The organism is Mycobacterium sp. 852014-50255_SCH5639931, from assembly GCF_001665605.1.
Classification (GTDB): Bacteria; Actinomycetota; Actinomycetes; order Mycobacteriales; family Mycobacteriaceae; genus Mycobacterium; species Mycobacterium paraffinicum.
Genome location: NZ_LZSV01000038.1, coordinates 88,085 through 105,422, shown reverse-complemented (window position 1 = coordinate 105,422; position 17,338 = coordinate 88,085). Strand labels below are relative to the sequence as shown.

At 68.6% G+C, this 17,338-nt stretch carries 15 protein-coding genes; 7 read left to right on the top strand and 8 right to left on the bottom strand.

Annotated features, from left to right (window positions below; all coding sequences use genetic code 11):
- Genes glgX through A5758_RS25950 form a run of 4 tightly spaced genes read left to right on the top strand, consistent with a single transcriptional unit; the run spans position 1 to position 6,436 of the window.
- Positions 1–2,199 (top strand): glycogen debranching protein GlgX, encoded by a 2,199-nt coding sequence (gene glgX / locus A5758_RS23175; protein ID WP_067744947.1) that lies wholly within the window; start codon positions 1–3, stop codon positions 2,197–2,199.
- Between the two features lie 3 nt (positions 2,200–2,202).
- Positions 2,203–4,503, top strand: coding sequence for a malto-oligosyltrehalose synthase (treY, locus tag A5758_RS23170; protein ID WP_067744944.1), 2,301 nt, complete (start codon positions 2,203–2,205; stop codon positions 4,501–4,503).
- On the top strand, positions 4,496–6,229 hold the full coding sequence (gene treZ, locus A5758_RS23165; RefSeq protein ID WP_067744941.1) for a malto-oligosyltrehalose trehalohydrolase: 1,734 nt from the start codon (positions 4,496–4,498) through the stop codon (positions 6,227–6,229). The genes treY and treZ overlap by 8 nt, the downstream gene beginning before the upstream one ends.
- 51 nt (positions 6,230–6,280) lie before the next feature.
- A complete protein-coding gene (locus A5758_RS25950; RefSeq protein WP_156622758.1) occupies positions 6,281–6,436 on the top strand; it encodes a hypothetical protein in 156 nt (51 codons plus the stop codon).
- A gap of 7 nt (positions 6,437–6,443) precedes the next feature.
- Here the strand turns inward: A5758_RS25950 and A5758_RS23160 are convergent, their stop codons facing one another.
- The gene (locus A5758_RS23160) at positions 6,444–7,772 is read right to left on the bottom strand and encodes an aminotransferase class I/II-fold pyridoxal phosphate-dependent enzyme (protein ID WP_067744938.1); all 1,329 of its coding nucleotides are present in this window, start codon (positions 7,770–7,772) and stop codon (positions 6,444–6,446) included.
- Positions 7,773–7,807: 35 nt separating this feature from the next.
- On the opposite strand from A5758_RS23160, the gene A5758_RS23155 reads away from it, so the two are divergent.
- Complete coding sequence (locus A5758_RS23155; RefSeq protein WP_067744935.1) at positions 7,808–8,464, top strand: pyridoxamine 5'-phosphate oxidase family protein; 657 nt, start codon at positions 7,808–7,810, stop codon at positions 8,462–8,464.
- Here A5758_RS23155 and ilvA read toward each other — a convergent pair.
- The 7 genes from ilvA to A5758_RS23120 all read right to left on the bottom strand — a co-directional run bounded on the left by ilvA (position 8,461) and on the right by A5758_RS23120 (position 15,898).
- Complete coding sequence (gene ilvA, locus A5758_RS23150) at positions 8,461–9,744, bottom strand: threonine ammonia-lyase (RefSeq protein ID WP_067744932.1); 1,284 nt, start codon at positions 9,742–9,744, stop codon at positions 8,461–8,463. The two genes, A5758_RS23155 and ilvA, sit on opposite strands and share 4 nt — an antisense overlap.
- A 38-nt stretch (positions 9,745–9,782) precedes the next feature.
- The gene (locus tag A5758_RS23145; RefSeq protein WP_067204098.1) at positions 9,783–10,220 is read right to left on the bottom strand and encodes a nitroreductase family deazaflavin-dependent oxidoreductase; all 438 of its coding nucleotides are present in this window, start codon (positions 10,218–10,220) and stop codon (positions 9,783–9,785) included.
- A 162-nt stretch (positions 10,221–10,382) separates the two neighbouring features.
- On the bottom strand, positions 10,383–11,168 hold the full coding sequence (locus A5758_RS23140) for a DUF6065 family protein (protein ID WP_067204133.1): 786 nt from the start codon (positions 11,166–11,168) through the stop codon (positions 10,383–10,385).
- A gap of 70 nt (positions 11,169–11,238) precedes the next feature.
- A complete protein-coding gene (locus tag A5758_RS23135) occupies positions 11,239–13,131 on the bottom strand; it encodes a lysophospholipid acyltransferase (RefSeq protein ID WP_067744918.1) in 1,893 nt (630 codons plus the stop codon).
- A complete protein-coding gene (gene fadD11 / locus A5758_RS23130) occupies positions 13,128–14,954 on the bottom strand; it encodes a fatty acid--CoA ligase FadD11 (RefSeq protein WP_067744915.1) in 1,827 nt (608 codons plus the stop codon). The genes A5758_RS23135 and fadD11 overlap by 4 nt, the downstream gene beginning before the upstream one ends.
- Before the next feature lie 60 nt (positions 14,955–15,014).
- Complete coding sequence (locus A5758_RS23125) at positions 15,015–15,494, bottom strand: VOC family protein (RefSeq protein ID WP_067744913.1); 480 nt, start codon at positions 15,492–15,494, stop codon at positions 15,015–15,017.
- Between the two features lie 14 nt (positions 15,495–15,508).
- Positions 15,509–15,898, bottom strand: coding sequence for a helix-turn-helix domain-containing protein (locus A5758_RS23120; RefSeq protein ID WP_067744910.1), 390 nt, complete (start codon positions 15,896–15,898; stop codon positions 15,509–15,511).
- Positions 15,899–15,952: 54 nt separating this feature from the next.
- On the opposite strand from A5758_RS23120, the gene A5758_RS23115 reads away from it, so the two are divergent.
- Both A5758_RS23115 and A5758_RS23110 read left to right on the top strand, forming a co-directional pair.
- Positions 15,953–16,399 carry a PPOX class F420-dependent oxidoreductase gene (locus tag A5758_RS23115; protein ID WP_067744907.1) on the top strand — a complete coding sequence of 149 codons (447 nt, stop codon included), beginning with the start codon at positions 15,953–15,955 and terminating at the stop codon, positions 16,397–16,399.
- Positions 16,396–17,325 (top strand): MBL fold metallo-hydrolase, encoded by a 930-nt coding sequence (locus A5758_RS23110; RefSeq protein ID WP_067744904.1) that lies wholly within the window; start codon positions 16,396–16,398, stop codon positions 17,323–17,325. Before A5758_RS23115 ends, A5758_RS23110 begins: the two co-directional genes overlap by 4 nt.
- The last annotated feature ends 13 nt before the right edge of the window (positions 17,326–17,338 follow it).

The window sequence follows — 17,338 nt, the reverse complement described above, 5'->3', positions numbered from 1 at the left end:
GTGCCGACCGACAAATACGCTTCAGAAACAGGCGTTACTGGTAACCAACAGCCGAAACTGGCCACCGTGTGGCCGGGGACCCCCTATCCGCTCGGAGCTTCCTATGACGGCGCGGGGACCAACTTCTCGTTGTTCTCCGAGATAGCCGAGAGGGTCGAGTTGTGTCTGATCGACCATGCCGGAGCGGAGTCGCGGATCCCCCTCGACGAGGTTGACGGCTTTGTCTGGCATGCCTATCTGCCGAACATCACCCCCGGCCAGCGCTACGGCTTCCGGGTGTACGGGCCCTTCGATCCGTCGGCCGGCCACCGGTGCGACCCGAGCAAGCTGCTGCTCGACCCGTACGGCAAGGCCTTCCACGGCGACTTCACCTTCGACCAGGCGCTGTTCTCCTACGACCTCAACGCGGTCCACCCCGACGACCCCAATGCCGATGACGCCGACCCCGGGACTCCCCCGATGGTCGACTCGCTCGGCCACACCATGACCAGCGTGGTGAGCAATCCCTTCTTCGACTGGGGCTCCGACCGGCCGCCGCTCACCCCCTACCACGAAACGGTGATCTACGAGGCCCACGTAAAGGGCATGACGCGGACCCACTCGGGCATCCCCGAGGAGCTTCGCGGCACCTACGCCGGCCTGGCACATCCCCTGGTCATCGATCACCTCAAGTCGCTCAACGTCACCGCGCTGGAGCTCATGCCGGTGCACCAGTTCATGCACGACTCGCGGCTGCTGGACCTGGGCCTGCGAAACTATTGGGGTTACAACACTTTCGGGTATTTCGCGCCGCACAACCAATACGCGTCCAACCGCAACGCCAGCGTCGCAGAGTTCAAATCAATGGTGCGCAGCTTTCACGAAGCCAACATCGAGGTCATCCTTGACGTGGTGTACAACCACACCGCCGAGGGCAACCACCTGGGGCCGACCATCAACTTCCGCGGCATCGACAACGCGGCGTACTACCGGCTCGTGGACACGGACCTGCGGTTGTACAAGGACTACACCGGCACCGGCAACAGCCTCAACCCGCGCCACCCGCACGTGCTGCAACTCATCATGGATTCGCTGCGCTACTGGGTGACCGAGATGCACGTCGACGGCTTCCGCTTCGATCTGGCGGCCACACTCGCACGCGAGCTGCACGACGTCGACCGATTGAGCGCGTTCTTCGATTTGGTGCAGCAGGATCCGATCGTCAGCCAGGTCAAATTGATCGCCGAACCATGGGACGTCGGCGAGGGCGGCTATCAGGTGGGAAATTTCCCGGGTTTGTGGACCGAGTGGAACGGGAAGTATCGCGATACTGTGCGTGACTACTGGCGGGGCGAGCCCGCAACCCTTGGCGAGTTCGCGTCCCGGCTGACCGGGTCGTCGGACCTGTACGAGGCGACCGGCCGGCGCCCCAGCGCCAGCATCAACTTCGTCACCGCCCACGACGGGTTCACGCTCAACGACCTGGTCTCCTACAACGAGAAGCACAACCTGGCCAACGGCGAAGAAAACCGGGACGGCGAAAGCCACAACCGCTCGTGGAACTGCGGCGTCGAGGGACCCACCGACGACCCGGAGGTCATGGAGCTGCGCTGCCGCCAGATGCGCAACTTCTGGGCGACCCTGATGCTCAGCCAGGGCACGCCGATGATCGCGCACGGCGACGAGCTTGGGCGGACCCAGGACGGCAACAACAACGTCTACTGCCAGGACTCCGAATTGTCTTGGATGGATTGGTCGTTGGCGGACAAGAATTCGGACCTGCTGGCGTTCGCGCGCAAGGTGAGCACGCTGCGCAAGCACCATCCGGTGTTCCGCCGGCGCCGGTTCTTCGAGGGTGAGCCGATCCGAACCGGCGAGGAAGTGCGCGACATCGCCTGGCTGAATCCGAGCAGCCGCGAAATGACGCACGAGGATTGGGGCGAGAGCATTCACAAGTGTGTGGCGGTGTTCCTCAACGGTGAGGCCATCACGGCACCCAACGCACGCGGCGAACGGGTCGTCGACGACTCATTCCTGTTGTGCTTCAACGCCGGCGAAGAACCCGTGGAGTTCGTGATGCCGAACGACGACTATGCGCAGGAGTGGACCGTGGAATTGGACACCAACCATCCGGGCGGTGACGCCGATCAGCTGGTGAAACCCGAAGAGAAAGTCTCGCTGCCCGGACGTTCGCTCCTGGTATTACGTAAGACCTTCTGACGCATGGCCTTTCCCATACTGTCGACCTACCGGCTGCAGCTGCGTGGTGAGGCCAGCGGGTTCGCGTTCACCTTCGCCGACGCGGAAAACCTACTGGACTACCTGGACGAACTCGGGGTTTCGCACGTCTACCTGTCGCCGATCATGACCGCTGCCGCCGGCTCGAACCACGGCTACGACGTCACCGACCCGACGACGGTCTCGCCCGAACTCGGCGGCCGAGACGGGCTGGCGCGGCTGTCCACGGCGGCGCGAGAGCGCGGCATCGGCCTGATCGTCGACATCGTGCCCAATCACTTGGGGATCGACCAGCCCCAACAGAACGCGTGGTGGTGGGACGTCTTGCGGCACGGCCGTTCCTCGGACTACGCAACATATTTCGACGTCGACTGGGACCTCGACGAGGACGGCCGGATCGTGCTGCCCATCCTGGGTTCCGACGACGACGCCACCGACCTCAAGGTCGACGGGGACCTGCTCCGGTTGGGCGACCTGGCGCTGCCCATCGCGCCCGGTACCGGCGAGGGCACCGGGCCCGAGGTGCACGACCGCCAGCATTACCGGCTGGTGGGCTGGCGCAACGGCGTCTGCGGCTACCGGCGTTTCTTCTCGATCACGTCGTTGGCCGGACTGCGCCAGGAAGATCGCGCGGTGTTCGACGCCACCCACGCCGAGGTGGCCCGGTGGGCCGCCGAGGGACTCGTCGACGGCGTGCGCATCGACCACCCCGACGGATTGTCAGACCCCTGCGGCTATTTGGCGTGGCTGCGCGAAGCGGTTGGACCGCAGACGTGGATCGTGATCGAGAAGATCCTCGCGGTCGACGAGGCGCTGGAACCCACCCTGCCCATCGGCGGCACCACCGGCTACGACGTGCTGCGGGAGATCGGCGGCGTCTTCGTCGACCCGAGTGGCGCCCCCGCCCTGACCGAGCTGGTCGAGTCGGCGGGGCTGGACTACGGGGCGGCGCCGGAGATGTTGGCGGAACTCAAGGTCCGCGCGGCCACCGACACGTTGGCGAGCGAGCTGCGCCGGCTGCGCCGCAGCATCGTGGCGGCGTCCGGCGCCGATCATCCGCAGCTGCCCGAAGCGGTCGCCGCGCTGCTCACCCATATCGGCGTCTACCGCTGCGATTATCCGGGGCTGTCGGCGATCATGCCCACCGCGCTGGCCGAAACCCAGGCGCACTCACCGGAATTGGGACCCGCGCTGCAGGTGCTCGCCGCGGCACTGGCCCGCGGCGGCGAGCCGGTAACCCGCCTGCAGCAACTCTGCGGCGCGGTCACGGCCAAATCCGTCGAGGACTGCTACTTCTACCGCGACGCCCGGCTGGTGTCGCTCAACGAGGTGGGTGGCGAACCGCATCGTTTCGGTGTCGGTGCGGCGGAGTTCCACCAGAGCGCGGCCGACCGTGCCCGCTTGTGGCCGCAGACGATGACGACGCTGACCACCCACGACACCAAACGGGGTGAGGACGTGCGTGCCCGGATCGGGGTGCTCTCGCAGGTCCCGTCGCTGTGGGCCGAGTTCGTCGCCCGCTGGGAGGCCGACGCGCCCTCCCCTGACCGGGCGACAGGACAGTTCTTGTGGCAGAACATCTTCGGCGTCTGGACGGTCAGTGGCGAGGTCGGCCCGGAGCTGCGCGAACGGCTGCACGGCTACGCCGAGAAGGCCATCCGGGAAGCGGCCTGGCATACCTCGTGGAACGATCCGGACGCCGAGTTCGAGGACGCGGTGCACCGGTGGCTGGACACCGTGTTCGACGGCCCGGTGGCCGGTCAGCTGACCAAACTGGTCACCCAGCTCAACCCGCACGCCGCCAGCGACGCGCTGGGCCAGAAGCTCCTGGCCCTGACGGTGCCCGGGATACCGGACGTCTACCAGGGCACCGAACTCTGGGACGACAGCCTCGTCGACCCGGACAACCGCAGGGCCGTCGACTACACCGCCCGGCGGGCCGCCCTGAAGGCGTTGGAACACCCCAAGATTCGGGTCGTCACCACGGCGCTTCGGGTGCGACGCTCCCATCCGGACAGCTTCCTGCGCGGCAACTACGTCCCCGTGCTGGCCAGCGGCGACGCCAGCGAGCATGTGCTGGCGTTCCGCCGGGGTGACGACGTCCTGGTCGCGGTCACCCGCTGGACCGTGCGGCTGACCGAAACCGGCTGGGGCAACACGGTGCTGCCGCTGCCCGAAGGGACGTGGAAGGACGCGCTCACCGGGGCCATCGCGGACGGACCGACCTCGGCGGCGCAATTGTTCGCCGACCTGCCCGTCGTCTTGCTGGAGCGCCACAATGACTGAATTCCGGGTCTGGGCGCCCAAACCGGAGCTGGTCCGGCTCGACGTCGAGGGCCAGGTGCACGCGATGACGCGCGCGGATGACGGCTGGTGGCACGCGAACGTCGACGCGGCGCCGGACGCCCGCTACGGGTTCCTGCTCGACGACGATCCCACCGTGTTGCCCGACCCGCGCTCGCCCCGGCAGCCCGACGGCGTGCACGCCCGCTCACAGCTGTGGGACCCGGCCGGCGCTCGTTGGACCGACGGCGACTGGCAGGGCAGGCCGGTCGAGGGCGCGGTGATCTACGAGATGCACCTGGGCACCTTCACCGGCGGCGGCACCTTCGACTCCGCCATCGAGAAGCTCGACTACCTGGTGGACCTCGGGGTCGACTTCGTCGAGCTGATGCCGGTGAATTCCTTTGCCGGAACGCACGGCTGGGGATACGACGGCGTGCTCTGGTACAGCGTGCACGAGCCCTACGGCGGCCCCGACGGTTTGGTCCGGTTGGTCGACGCCTGCCACGCGCGCGGCCTGGGGGTGCTCATCGACGCGGTGTTCAACCACCTCGGCCCGTCGGGCAACTACCTGCCCAAGTTCGGCCCCTACCTGTCGTCGGCGAGCAACCCGTGGGGCGAAGGCATCAACATCGCCGATACCGACTCCGACGAGGTGCGCCGCTACATCATCGGGTGCGCGCTGCGCTGGATGCGTGACTTCCACGCCGACGGCCTGCGCCTGGACGCCGTGCACGCGCTGGTGGACACCACCGCCTTCCACATCCTCGAGGAGCTGGCTACCGAAACGGACTGGCTGGCAAACCAATTGGGCCGCCCGCTGTCGCTGATTGCCGAAAGCGACCTCAACGACCCGCGGTTGATCACCCCGCGCGACCGCGGCGGTTACGGGCTGACGGCGCAGTGGGCCGACGACATCCACCACGCCATCCACACCGCTGTGTCCGGTGAACGCCAGGGGTACTACGCGGACTTCGGGTCGCTGGCCAGCCTCGCCCAGACGCTGCGGCACGGCTACTTTCACGCCGCCACCTATTCGTCGTTCCGGCGCCGCCGGCACGGGCGGCCGCTGGACACGGGTTCCGTTCCCGCCACCCGGCTGGTCGCTTACACCTGCACCCATGACCAGGTGGGCAACCGGGCCCTCGGGGACCGCCCGTCGCAGAACCTGACCGGCGGCCAGCTCGCGATCAAGGCGGCGCTGGTGCTCGGGACACCCTTCACCGCAATGCTTTTCATGGGTGAGGAGTACGCAGCGTCCACCCCGTTCCAGTTCTTCAGCTCGCATCCCGAGCCGGAGCTGGCCAAGGCCACCGCGGAAGGGCGCAAGGCGGAGTTCGCCGAACACGGCTGGGACGCCGACGAAATTCCGGACCCGCAAGACCCGGAGACGTTCCAGCGCTCGAAACTCAACTGGGACGAGGTCGACTCCGGCGAACACGGCCGATTGCACCGGCTCTACCGCGACCTGATCGCGTTGCGGCACAGCGACCCCGACCTGGCCGACCCCTGGCTGGACCACCTCGCGGTCGACTACGACGAGGCGCAACGCTGGATCAGCGTGTCGCGCGGCCGGCTGCGCATCGTGTGCAACCTCGACACCGAGGCGACAAAGGTGCCCGTCACCGGCGACGTGGTGCTGGCCTGGGGTGATCCCGCGGTCGATGCCGATAGCACGGTGCTGGAAGGCCATTCGTTCGCCATCCTGGCGGTGCGCGAACGGGCGTAAGCCTGTGGATGACGGTGCGCGGCCGGCCGCGCGACCGCCGATGATTCGCCCATGAATCAATCCCTAAGCCGGTGGATCGGCTTGCTGAGGAAGAAGAAGCCGGCACCGGCCCCGCTCGTCGTAGTCAACGAAACGCCACCGGAGCGCAGCGTGGCGCTGTTGTGGACGGGCCCGGGTCTGGGAAGCGGTGGCGGCGAGGGGCGTTGACGCCCGGCTAGACGCTGGGGCGGCCCGAGCCGTGCACCGCCTCGGCGATCGCGTCCGCCAGGGGGTCGATCTCGTCGGCGCGTAGGTCGGCGATGGTGACCCGGATGCCCGCCGGCGTACGGATCCGGAACCGCGTGCCCGGCGCCGCGGCCCAGCCCGCGCGGAGCAGCCGGGTGATCGCGACCGTCTCGTCGAGCACTGGAATCCATACGTTGAGGCCGGAGCGCGCGTGGGCGGCGACGTCACGCTCGGCCAGGGCGGCGCAGAGCCGCCGGCGGGTGTCGGCGTATTGCCGCTCGGCCGTGCCGACGAGGCGCGCGGCCGCCTGGTCCGACCACAGGCTGACGGCCAGGTCCTGCAGCAGGTGGCTCACCCAGCCCGGGCCGAGCCGCAGTCGGCCGTGCACGCGCTCGACGGTGCGATGGTCACCCGCGAGTACGGCCACCCGCAGGTCGGGTCCGTAGGCCTTGGAGGCGGATCGCACGAACGCCCAATGCTCGGTCACGCCGGCCAACGAGTGCAGCGGCGCGCCGGAGATGCCCGCGCAGTGATCGTCTTCGACGAGCAGCACATCGCCGGCCCGCTGCGCCAACAGTGGCCGTAACGCTTCTGCGCGATCAGCGGATAGCGCCGCACCCGTAGGGTTTTGGGCGCGATTGGTGATGATCAGCCCACGCACGCCGCGGTCCAGGGCCCGCGCCAGGTCGTCGGCCAGCGGCCCGTCGTCGTCGACCCGGACCGGCTCGGCCGAAAGGCCCAGGGCGGCAAGCAGATCGAGCAGGTTGGCCCAGCCCGGGTCCTCCACCGCGACCCGGTCACCGGGACGCAGATGCGCGGTCAGGACGCGCTCGATTCCATCGAGCGCACCGCTCGTCACCGCGAGGTGATCGGACGGTACACCGTCGGCGGAGAGCGCCGCCCGCGCGAACTCCGCCAGGGCCGCCGACATGGCCGGCTCGCCATACAGCACCGGGCGGCCGGCAACCGGATTGGGCAGCGTGGCGCCCGCAAGGGGCAGCAGGGCGGGGTCCGGGTTGCCGGTCGACAGGTCACGCACGCCGGCGGGGACGTCGAGCGCCAGCAGGGATCGGGGGGTGGTCGCCGGGCGGTGCCGCACCCGGGTACCGCGCCGGCCGGCGGTCTCCACGGCCCCGCGATGCCGCAGCAGGCGGTAGGCCGCGGCGGCGGTGTTGGCGTTCACGCCGAGCTGGGCGGCCAGGTCGCGCACCGGCGGCAGCGCATCACCGGGCGCCAGGGAGCCCGCCGAGATGGCGGCTTCGATGCTGGCGGCTATGGACTCCGCGCCCGTCCCGGTTATGCTGCTTTGTACTGGCACACTAATCATTATGTACTAGAACAAAGGTCTACGCTATGCAAACCGGGTACCAGCCGACCCCGCGCACCACGCCCACCCGCTACCGGGAGCGGGCGCGCTACGACCGCGAAACCGTGCACCAGATCCTGGACGAGGCGCTGATCTGCCACCTCGGCTACCTCAGCGCCGGCCGGCCGGTGGTTCTGCCCACCACGCACGCCCGCCTGGGCGAGATGCTCTACCTGCACGGTTCCACCGGCAGCGGTCCCGTGCTGGCGGCCCGGGCGGCGCCGGTCGGTCTGCCGGTGTGCGTCACCGTCACGCTGGTCGACGGGCTGGTGCTGGCCCGTGCCGCGATGCACCATTCGGTGAACTTCCGCTCCGTCGTCGTGCTGGGCTCCGCGCGTGTCGTCGACGACGAGGCGGAGAAACTGCGGGCGCTCACCGGCCTGCTCGATCACCTAGCGTCCGGGCGCGCCGCCGATTGCCGAGCCCCGAACGCGCGCGAGCTGGCCGCCACCGGGGTACTCGCGCTAGACCTCGTGGAGGTATCGGCCAAGGTGCGCACCGGCGCCCCGGTGGACGATCCGGAGGATTGCGCACTGCCGCACTGGGCGGGGGTGGTGCCGCTGAGCGTGACGGCCGGGACGCCGGTGCCGGCCGGGGATCTGGATCCCGCGATGGCGCTGCCGCCGTACCTGGCCCGGGTCTAGAACAGCAGGTAGCGGTAGGCCGGTGAGCCGGGCTCCAGGCGTTCGACGTGAAGCTCCGTCGCCCGCATCCGCGCCAGCAGGCCGTCCAGATCCGCCGACGACGCCAGTTGGATGCCCACCAGCGCCTCGCCGGTTTCGCGGTTGTTGCGCTTGATGTACTCGAACAGGGTGATGTCGTCGTCGGGCCCCAGCACCTCGTCGAGGAACCGGCGCAACGCACCGGGCTCCTGCGGGAAGTCCACCAGGAAGTAGTGCTTGAGGCCGAGGTGGACCAGCGAGCGCTCCAGCACCTCGCCGTAGCGCGACACGTCGTTGTTGCCGCCCGAGATGAGGCACACCACCGTGGAACCGGGCTCGACGTCGGCCTCCAGCAGCCCCGCGACCGACAGCGCGCCCGCCGGCTCGGCGATGATGCCCTCGTTCTGATAGAGGTCCAGCATCGCGGTGCACACCGCTCCCTCGTCGATCGTGGTGATCGACACCATGTCGCCGGCGGCGGCCAGCGCGGCGTAGGTCAGGGTGCCCGCGCGGCGCACCGCCGCGCCGTCGACGAACTGGTCGACGTGGTCCAGTGTCACGGGCGCGCCGGCGGCCAGTGCGGCCATCATCGCCGCGGCCCCGGCCGGTTCGACGCCCAGCACCGACGTGTTCGTCGTCCGCTCGGCCAGGTAGGTGGTGATGCCGGCGATGCAGCCGCCACCGCCCACGGGGACCACCACCAGGTCCGGCTCGTCATCCAATTGGTCCAGCACCTCGACGGCGATGGTGCCCTGACCGGCCATGGTGCGGGGGTCGTCATAGGGCGGCACCAGCGTGGCGCCGGTGCGTTCGACGTCGGCCAGCGCGGCGTCGGCGGCCAGGTCATAGGTGGTTCCGCCCACGATGAGCTCGATGAAATCACCGCCGTGGTAGCGGATGCGGTCCCGCTTTTGCTGGGGAGTCTTGGCGGGCACGTAGACGCGGCCGTGCACCCCCAGCGTCCGGCACGCGTAGGCGAAGCCCTGCGCGTGATTGCCCGCCGACGAGCACACCACGCCCGCTGCCAGTTCCTCGTCGGACAACTGCACCAGCAGGTTGTAGGCCCCGCGCAGCTTGTAGGAGCGCACCACCTGCAGGTCTTCGCGCTTCAGGTAGACGTGCGCGCCGGTGATCGCCGACAACCGGTCGCTGTACTGCAACGGGGTCGGCGTGACCACCGCGGCGATCCGCTTGGCCGCGCCGTCGATGTCAGCCGCGCACAGCGGCGCGACGCTCGGGCTATGGCTCAATTCGGCGGACACTGATCAATGGTGCCATGCCAGCCGATCAACTCCGGAATTCAGCCGACCGGGCTCAGCACGAACACCGGGATCTGGCGGTCCGTTTTCTTCTGGTATTCGGCGTAGTCCGGCCAGGCCTCGACGGCGCGCTCCCACCAGACCGCCTTCTCGTCACCGAACACCTCGCGGGCGTCGTATTCGCGGGTGGTGCCGCCGTCCTGCAGCTCGACCCGGGGGTTCTTGACGATGTTGTGGTACCAGACGGGGTGCTTCGGGGCCCCGCCGAGTGAGGCGACGATCGCGTACTCGCCGTCGTGCTCGACCCGCATCAGCGGGGTCTTGCGCAGCTTGCCCGTCTTGGCCCCGACTGTGGTCAGCACGATGATGGGTTTCCCCTTCATGTCGGTGGCTTCGGTCCCGCCCGACTGCTCGTACTTCTCGGCCTGTTCGCGGGCCCAGTCCCATGGGCTCGGTGCGTACTCCCCTGAAAGTGGCATGGCACCAACTCTAGGCCGAGGGCCCCGGGGGTGCCGGGCCCGTCAGGTAGCGCGCGGGCCCGCGGTACTGGTGCGCCCCGACGGGTACATCGGCTGGGCCGGATCATCGGCCCAGGCGCCGACGCGAATCCCGGAGCTGACCGCGAAGCACGCGGGATGACCCTATTGCTGCTTCTCGCCCCGCGACTCGACGAATGGGCGCAGGTGGATGCGCGTCTGGTGATCGGGGGCCCCCGCCTCGCCGTCGGAATGCCTGCCCCGCGTGTAGTCGCCTTGCCACGGCACCTTTTCACCGAGGGCGGTGTTGGTCGCGGCCTGCGCCTGCCCCAGCTCGTTGCGTGAACGCAGAAAGAACTCGTGCTTGCGGCGCACTTCCTCGTCGGAGTCGATCGGCCTGATCTCCGGGGCGAACTCTTCCAGCTCGGCCCGGCGCTGCGGGACGATCATGCAGATCGGTTCGTCGACATCGAAGCGCACCGGCATCATCTTGCGGGTGATCTGCCAGCTCATACTGAAACTCGATGTGGCCCAGTCCGTTTCGACTATCCCTTCCAGAGGTGACACGGCGTCCTTCGGGTAGTTCGCCGGCCCGCGGACCAACAGGTTGTAGCCGGGCGGGGTACGGAAAAGCATCGGCAGGTGCCACGTCAGGATGCCGTGACCGAAATGGCTGAACGGCAGGAGCTGCCGGGGGTCGCGCCGGTCCGGGGCGATGATCACGCCCAAGCTGTCGTCCCCGCCCATCCACGTCGCGGTGAAGGCGCACGGGTTGCGCAGCTCCCAGCCACTTTGGTTGGCGATCAGCATCGGCAGGCACCGGTTCGGCCAACCGTTGCGCATCTGCGACATCCACGGCCGGCTGATGGGGGCCGGTGTGATCGGCGGCGCGTTGTCCTGCGTGGTGAACGCGATCAGTGGGCGGGTCTGCCCGCCGAATGTGTCACTCATCGACCCCTCGATTCGCTGCTTGCGGCAGACGTTGTCCGTCAAGTCATAGCGCATGCGAGCGAAGCGTTGGTTACCGCGCCCCGGCCAGGCCCGCGATGGTGTTGACCCGCCGGACGGCGGTGGCGATCTCGTCGGCGAACTCGCGCCGCCGCCGCGCGATATCCAGGTCCTCGAAGCCGTCCACCAACTCGCGGTGCCGGGCCAGCCGCAGCGCGGTCTTGAACAGCTCCATCGACCTCGACTCGGCGCTGGCCATCCTGCGCTGCAGCTCCCACTGCTTGCCGACCTCGAGGCACTCGGCGAGAAACGCGTTCTCGTCGAATGATTCGTCTTCGTAGGCGGCCAACCGGTCGGCGACGATGTGGTAGGCATCCAGGAACGGGCGCAACACCAGGTGCGCCAACAGCAGGTCGGCCTTTTCCAGTAGCCCGCGTACATCGGCCGCGCAGGCGGCCTTGCTCGTGTCTTCCACCCGCCCGAGCAGGCGCACTTCGTCGGCGAGCTCCTTTTCGAATTGCGCGCGCGCGGAGAACAGGAACTCGAATTTCAGCAACTCGCGCAGGGCCAGCGCCTCGTCTCGTACGCGCGTCGGCTGCACTAGCCCGTCCACCGAGCCCTCGGCGTCTTCGATGGCCGCCAGCAACGCCGTCTCGGCGATCGCGCGATCGACCACGATGTGGATGGCCGTGTTGCGGTAGAACGCGGCGACCAGGTGCTGGTCCGCCCCGATGCCCCAAACCGGTTCGGTGCCGGCGTCATACACGCTGACCACGCCCGAGGCGACGAGCTGATGCAGCGTCCAACGGATGGTCGAGCGATTCGTCAGGTCGGCGGCGCCGGCCACCGTCCAGTTCCGCGCCGCGATGTAGCTCGCCAGCGGCCGCACGGTGGCCAGCACCTCGCTGATGGACAACGAGCGGTCGGCGCCCAGCAGCGCGAGGCTCACCACCGCGGTGGGGGTGACCGGGGTGGCGCGGTTGATCCGGTGTTCGACGTCCAGCGCGATGCGTTCGATCTCGGTGCCCGCTCCGGACTCCTCGGCGCGCAGCTCCTCGAGGCGCTTGCGCAGCGGCAGCGGTTCGCCGAAGTCCAGGTACGCGCGGCCGAGCCGCTCACCCTGCTGCCGCGCCAGCCGGATCAGGAAACGGAAGTCCTCGGGCCGCTTGGTGGCACCGTACGCCTCGGTGGTCATGGCCTCGACCTCGTGCAGCTGGTCGTACACGATCGAGGTGGGGACCAAATACACCTCAGGTCCGTCGATTTCGTCGACGGCGTCGCTGATGTAGCGCAGGATCCCGTAGACCGGGGGCCGCAGCTTGCCGGTCCGGGTGCGGCCGCCTTCGATCGACCAGGTGAGGTTGGCGTGGTTCTGCACCAGCTGGGCCGCGTAGGCGCGCAACACGAACCGGTACACGGGAATGTCTTTGGTCTGACGCCGGATGAAGATCGTGCCGGTGCGCTTGGCCCAGGCGCCCATCGGGAAGAAGTTCAGGTTCGCCCCGCCAAACGTGAGCGCGGGCGAGAGCCGGTTGGCCTGAATCACCTCCGGCAGCAGCAGGCCGTCCAGATAGGAGCGATGCGAAAAGGCAAACGCCAGCGTCGCTTTGCGATCCAGTTTGCGCAGCTGCGCGATCTGGTCCTCGTCGACCAGCACGTCGTAGGCGCGCATCAGCCAGCAACTGAAGCTGCGCCAGGCCCTGACCGCCCGCTCGTCCAGCGAGGGCGCCATCTCCCGCAGGTAGCACGCGGCCTCGGCGCGCACGCTCGCCAGGTCGCGCCCCAGCTCGTCGGCCAGCCCACTCAGCCGCTCGTCATACCACGGGGCGGCGAGCAGCTGGACGACCTCCACCGGGTCGGTCGTCAGCGGTGTCGTCGACTCCTCGACAATGCCGGTGCGCTGCAGCAACTTCCGCACGCCGGCCCGGCCGAATTCGCGGGCGGTCGCCCCCGGTCCCCCGCTCATGCCGGCTGCACCGTCGCGGCCGCCGACGGCTCGTGCACCTCCGGGTGCAGTTCGGGCGCGTAGAGTTCCTCGATCTCGCTCGCGTACTTCGTCATGATCGGCTTGCGCTTGAGTTTCATGGTCAGCGTGATCTCGTCTCCCCCAGGTTCCCAGAGCTCGGGCAGTATCCGGAAACGCTTGATCTGTTCCACCCGTGACAGTTTGGCGTTGCCCTCGGTCACCCCCGCGGCGATCCGGGAGATGACCTCCGGATGGTTCGCCAGGGCCGCGGGCGACGCGTCGGCCAGGCCGTGCTGGGCCGCGTACGGCCCGACCGATTCGGCGTCGAAGACCATGAGGGCGGCGTTGAACGACCGCCCGTCACCGATCGTGATCATCACGCCGACCATCGGACACGCGGCCAGCACGGTGTTCTCAATGTTGGCCGGCGACATGTTCTTTCCGGCCGCATTGATGATCAACTCCTTCTTGCGGTCGATGATCCTCAGGTAGCCCTCGTCGTCGACGTCGATGATGTCGCCGGTGTGCAGCCAGCCGTCGGCGTCGATGGCCTCCGCGGTCTTGGCGGGTTCCTTGCGGTAGCCCTTCATCACCAGCGGACCGCGCACCAGATATTCGCCGTCGTCGGCGATCTTGCCCTCGAGCCCGGGCAGCAGCTTGCCGACGGTGCCCAGGCGCGCGTCGCGCGGATGGCTGACGGCGGCGACGCAGCTCAGCTCCGACATCCCCCAGACCTCGGCGATGGGGATGCCGATGCCCAGGAAGAACGCCAGCGTCTCCTTCGGGATCGGAGCCGCGCCTGAGACGGCCCAACGGAGTTCGCCGAAGCCAAGCCGTTCGCGCAGCTTTGACAGCACCAACTCGTCGGCCTGCGCCCATTCGGCGGCCAGCTCGTCCGGCATCGGCTCGCCGGCCACCAGCGCGGCGGCGCGTTTGGCGGCCACCGACATCGCCCACTGCAAGGCTTGACGCTTGACCTCGTCTGTCTCGCTGCTGACGGCGAATTCGATTCCGGCCTTGAGCTTTTCCCACACGCGCGGCACCCCGCCCCACACCGTGGGCCGCACGTCGGGCAGGGCGGCGGCGATGGCGCGGATATCGGAGACGACAGTGACCTGGGCGCCGAATACTTCCAGGCCGTAGAGACCCATCACCCGGTCGGCGATGTGCGCCGTCGGCAGGTACGACGTGACCCGGTCACCGAACTGGGACGGGAGGACGGCGTTGAGGGCATACGCCTCGAACAGCAGATGGGCGTGGGTCATCTCCACACCTTTGGGGTTTCCGGTGGTCCCGGAGGTGTAGATGAGCGTGACGACGTCGTCGGGTCGCACCGCCCGCCAGGTCGCCTCGAAGTCGAAATCCTGTTGCGCGGCGGCGTATAGGTCGTCCACCGAAATGGTGCCGGGCGGCGAACCGTCGATGCAGACGATGTGCTCGATGGGCGCGCCGCTGGCGCGGATTCGGTCCACGTACTGCTCCTCGCAGATCGCGACCTTTGTGCCGGCGTTGTCGAACAGGTAGGTCAGCTGCTCTGCGGGCAGCGTGTTGTACACCGAAAACGAAGTGGCGCCAAGGTGTTGGGCGCCGATCTCGAAGGGGTAGAACTCGACGCGGTTGGCCATCATCAGCGACACCGTGTCGCCCCGCCGGACCCCCAGGCCGGCCAGGCCGGCGGTGACCTTCCGTACCTGCGCGGCAAGCTCGCTCCACGTCATCGTCTGGGTGTCGCCGGGCGTGCGGAGCGCGACGGCCTCCGGATCGATCGACGCGCTGCGCTGGAATGCCTCGCATAGGGTGACCGGGCGCTCGGCTGTCGTCATGGGTGTCCTCTCAGCTCTGCCTTCGTGAGCGTACGTCCGTGATCGGGGACGCGGAATGGATCATGCTGGATCCGGGCGCCAGAGCTGCAGCGTGCTCGATATGCCGGCGGGCAACTCCAGCAGTTCGATGGGGGTGCCGTCGGGGTCATAGATAAAGAACATCCGCACCCCGCCGATGTCGACGGGCGGCTCGGCCCGGACGTCGGGATGTTCGCGCCGAACGGCGTCGAAGGTGGCGTCGAGGTCGTCGACCCGGAACGAGATGTTGGTGTAGCCCAGGTGCGGCCCGCTCGGGCAGTCGGGGACCGCGCCCAGCGACAGCAGTTCGACCATGGCGGCACCGATCAGCCCGCCGACCATGCGCCCGCGTTGCGCGGCCCCGCCGGTCACCGAATCAAGGGCGGCCCCGTCGAGTTCGACGTCGAACACGACGTCCATGCCCAGCACCGCGGTGTAGAACGCCAGCGACGCCTCGATGTCGGAGACGCCGATGCACACGTGGGAGAAGTTCTGCACGGCGATGGTGTGCGGCTGACTCATGGGAGCTCCTTTGCTCAGGCGGGCAACGCGGTATGAATTCCACAGGTACACGAGTCAATTGAGGGACACGTGCAGCGCATGCCCCACTCGATGACCGCCCGGGCCTGGGCCAGCGACTCCATCTGGGCATCGATTTCGGCGAGCTTGGCCTCGGCCAGGGCTCGGCTGGCCGGCCGCCCCGGTGCGTCGTCGGCGAACAGCACCTGGATCTCCTCCAGCGCGAAGCCGGCCGATTTGCAGAGCCGGATCACCTCGAGCCGGGCCAGCACCGAATGGTCGTAGCGGCGTTGCCCGCCCAGCCGCCCAGGCGGCGGCACCAAGCCGATCTGTTCGTAGTACCGCAGCGTGGTCGCCGCGACCCCGGCGTGGCGCGCCACCTCGCCGATCGTCAGCCGTGGACTCATCGGCCCTCCTTCGACGCTTGACTTAGAGCCAACTCTAAGTCGTTGACTGGAGTCATGCACACACATTCACTCAACGGGCTGGGCGCGGCACGCTACGCGCTGCTCCGATCGTTTCGCCGCGACGGAACACCCGTCGACACCCCGATCTGGTTCGGGCTGGACGGCGACGCGCTGGTGTTCCGCACCAAGGTGGGACCCAAGACCAGGCGGCTGACCACGCGCCGCGACGTCGAACTCACCGCCTGCGACCATCGCGGCCGGGTCCGTCCGGGCGCGAAGATGTTGGCGGGCCGCGCCACCATCCTGTCGGGCGACGACGCCGAGCGGGCCAACCGCGTCCTGCACCAACGGTATGGCTGGCAGTGGAACATCGTGCCGCTGATCAAGGTCCCGGGCGTCACCAACGTTCACCAAGACCTGTGCGTCCGGGAGAAGCTGAGCCGCGCGCGCGACCGCGGCGTGTGGCCCGACAGTGTCATCGTCCGGGTGGACGTGCCATGACGCACGATCCCGTCCGCTCCCCCAGCCTGCGCCAATGCTGCTCCGCCGCAACCGGATTGGTCTGGGGTGCGGTGCGGCCCAGACGGCCAGACCACAGGTTCCTGCGCAGCATCGCCGACGCGGGACTGCCCGAGCCCCGGCGCACCGTAACGGTGACCGCACTGCCCCAGGTGCCGCGCTCGGTGCCGACCGCGGCGATCGTCGAGGGCACGTTCACGCCGGGCCGCGTCGGGAACTCGATGACCTCGTTCATCGTCAGCCATCCGCACGCCACCTTCATCGTCGACCCGGCCGTGTGCCGCGACGTCGAGCGGCGGGCGATCGCCCAACTACCCGCAGTGCTGCGTGTGGTGGTCCGCCCGCCCGCCGACACCGTTCCCACGGTCATGGCCCTGACCCGGCTGCCGGAGCCGCCGGTATTGGATTTCGCCTTGCCGACCCACGCGCACTGGGATCACGTGTCGGGCCTGCTGGATCTGCCGGACCTCCCCGTTCACCTGCACAGAATCGAACGCGACTGGATCGGGTCCGGCCCCGTCGCGCCGGTCGGCGGCGTCCGCGATTCGCTGCGCGGACGGCCTGTCGTCGACTACGAGCTGGACGGCCCTTCAGTGCTGACCTTCACCCGAAGCCGCGACGTGTTCGGCGACCACTCCGTCCTGTTGGTCGACCTGCCCGGCCACACCCCCGGCAGCGTCGGAGTGCTCGCCCACACCGGGCGTGGTTGGATCCTGATCGCCGGTGACGCGGCCTGGCACTGGCTGCAGATCGAGAAGGTCCGTCAAAAGTCAAGCTACCCAGGCATTTTGGTGGACGAGGATCGCGACGAAGCCTTCCGGACGCTGCAGCGGCTGCACCTGGCGCGCCATGCGGTGACGATCATCCCCACCCACGACCATCAGGCGGCGCTGGGATTGACCGCCTAGTGCGCGAGTGCGG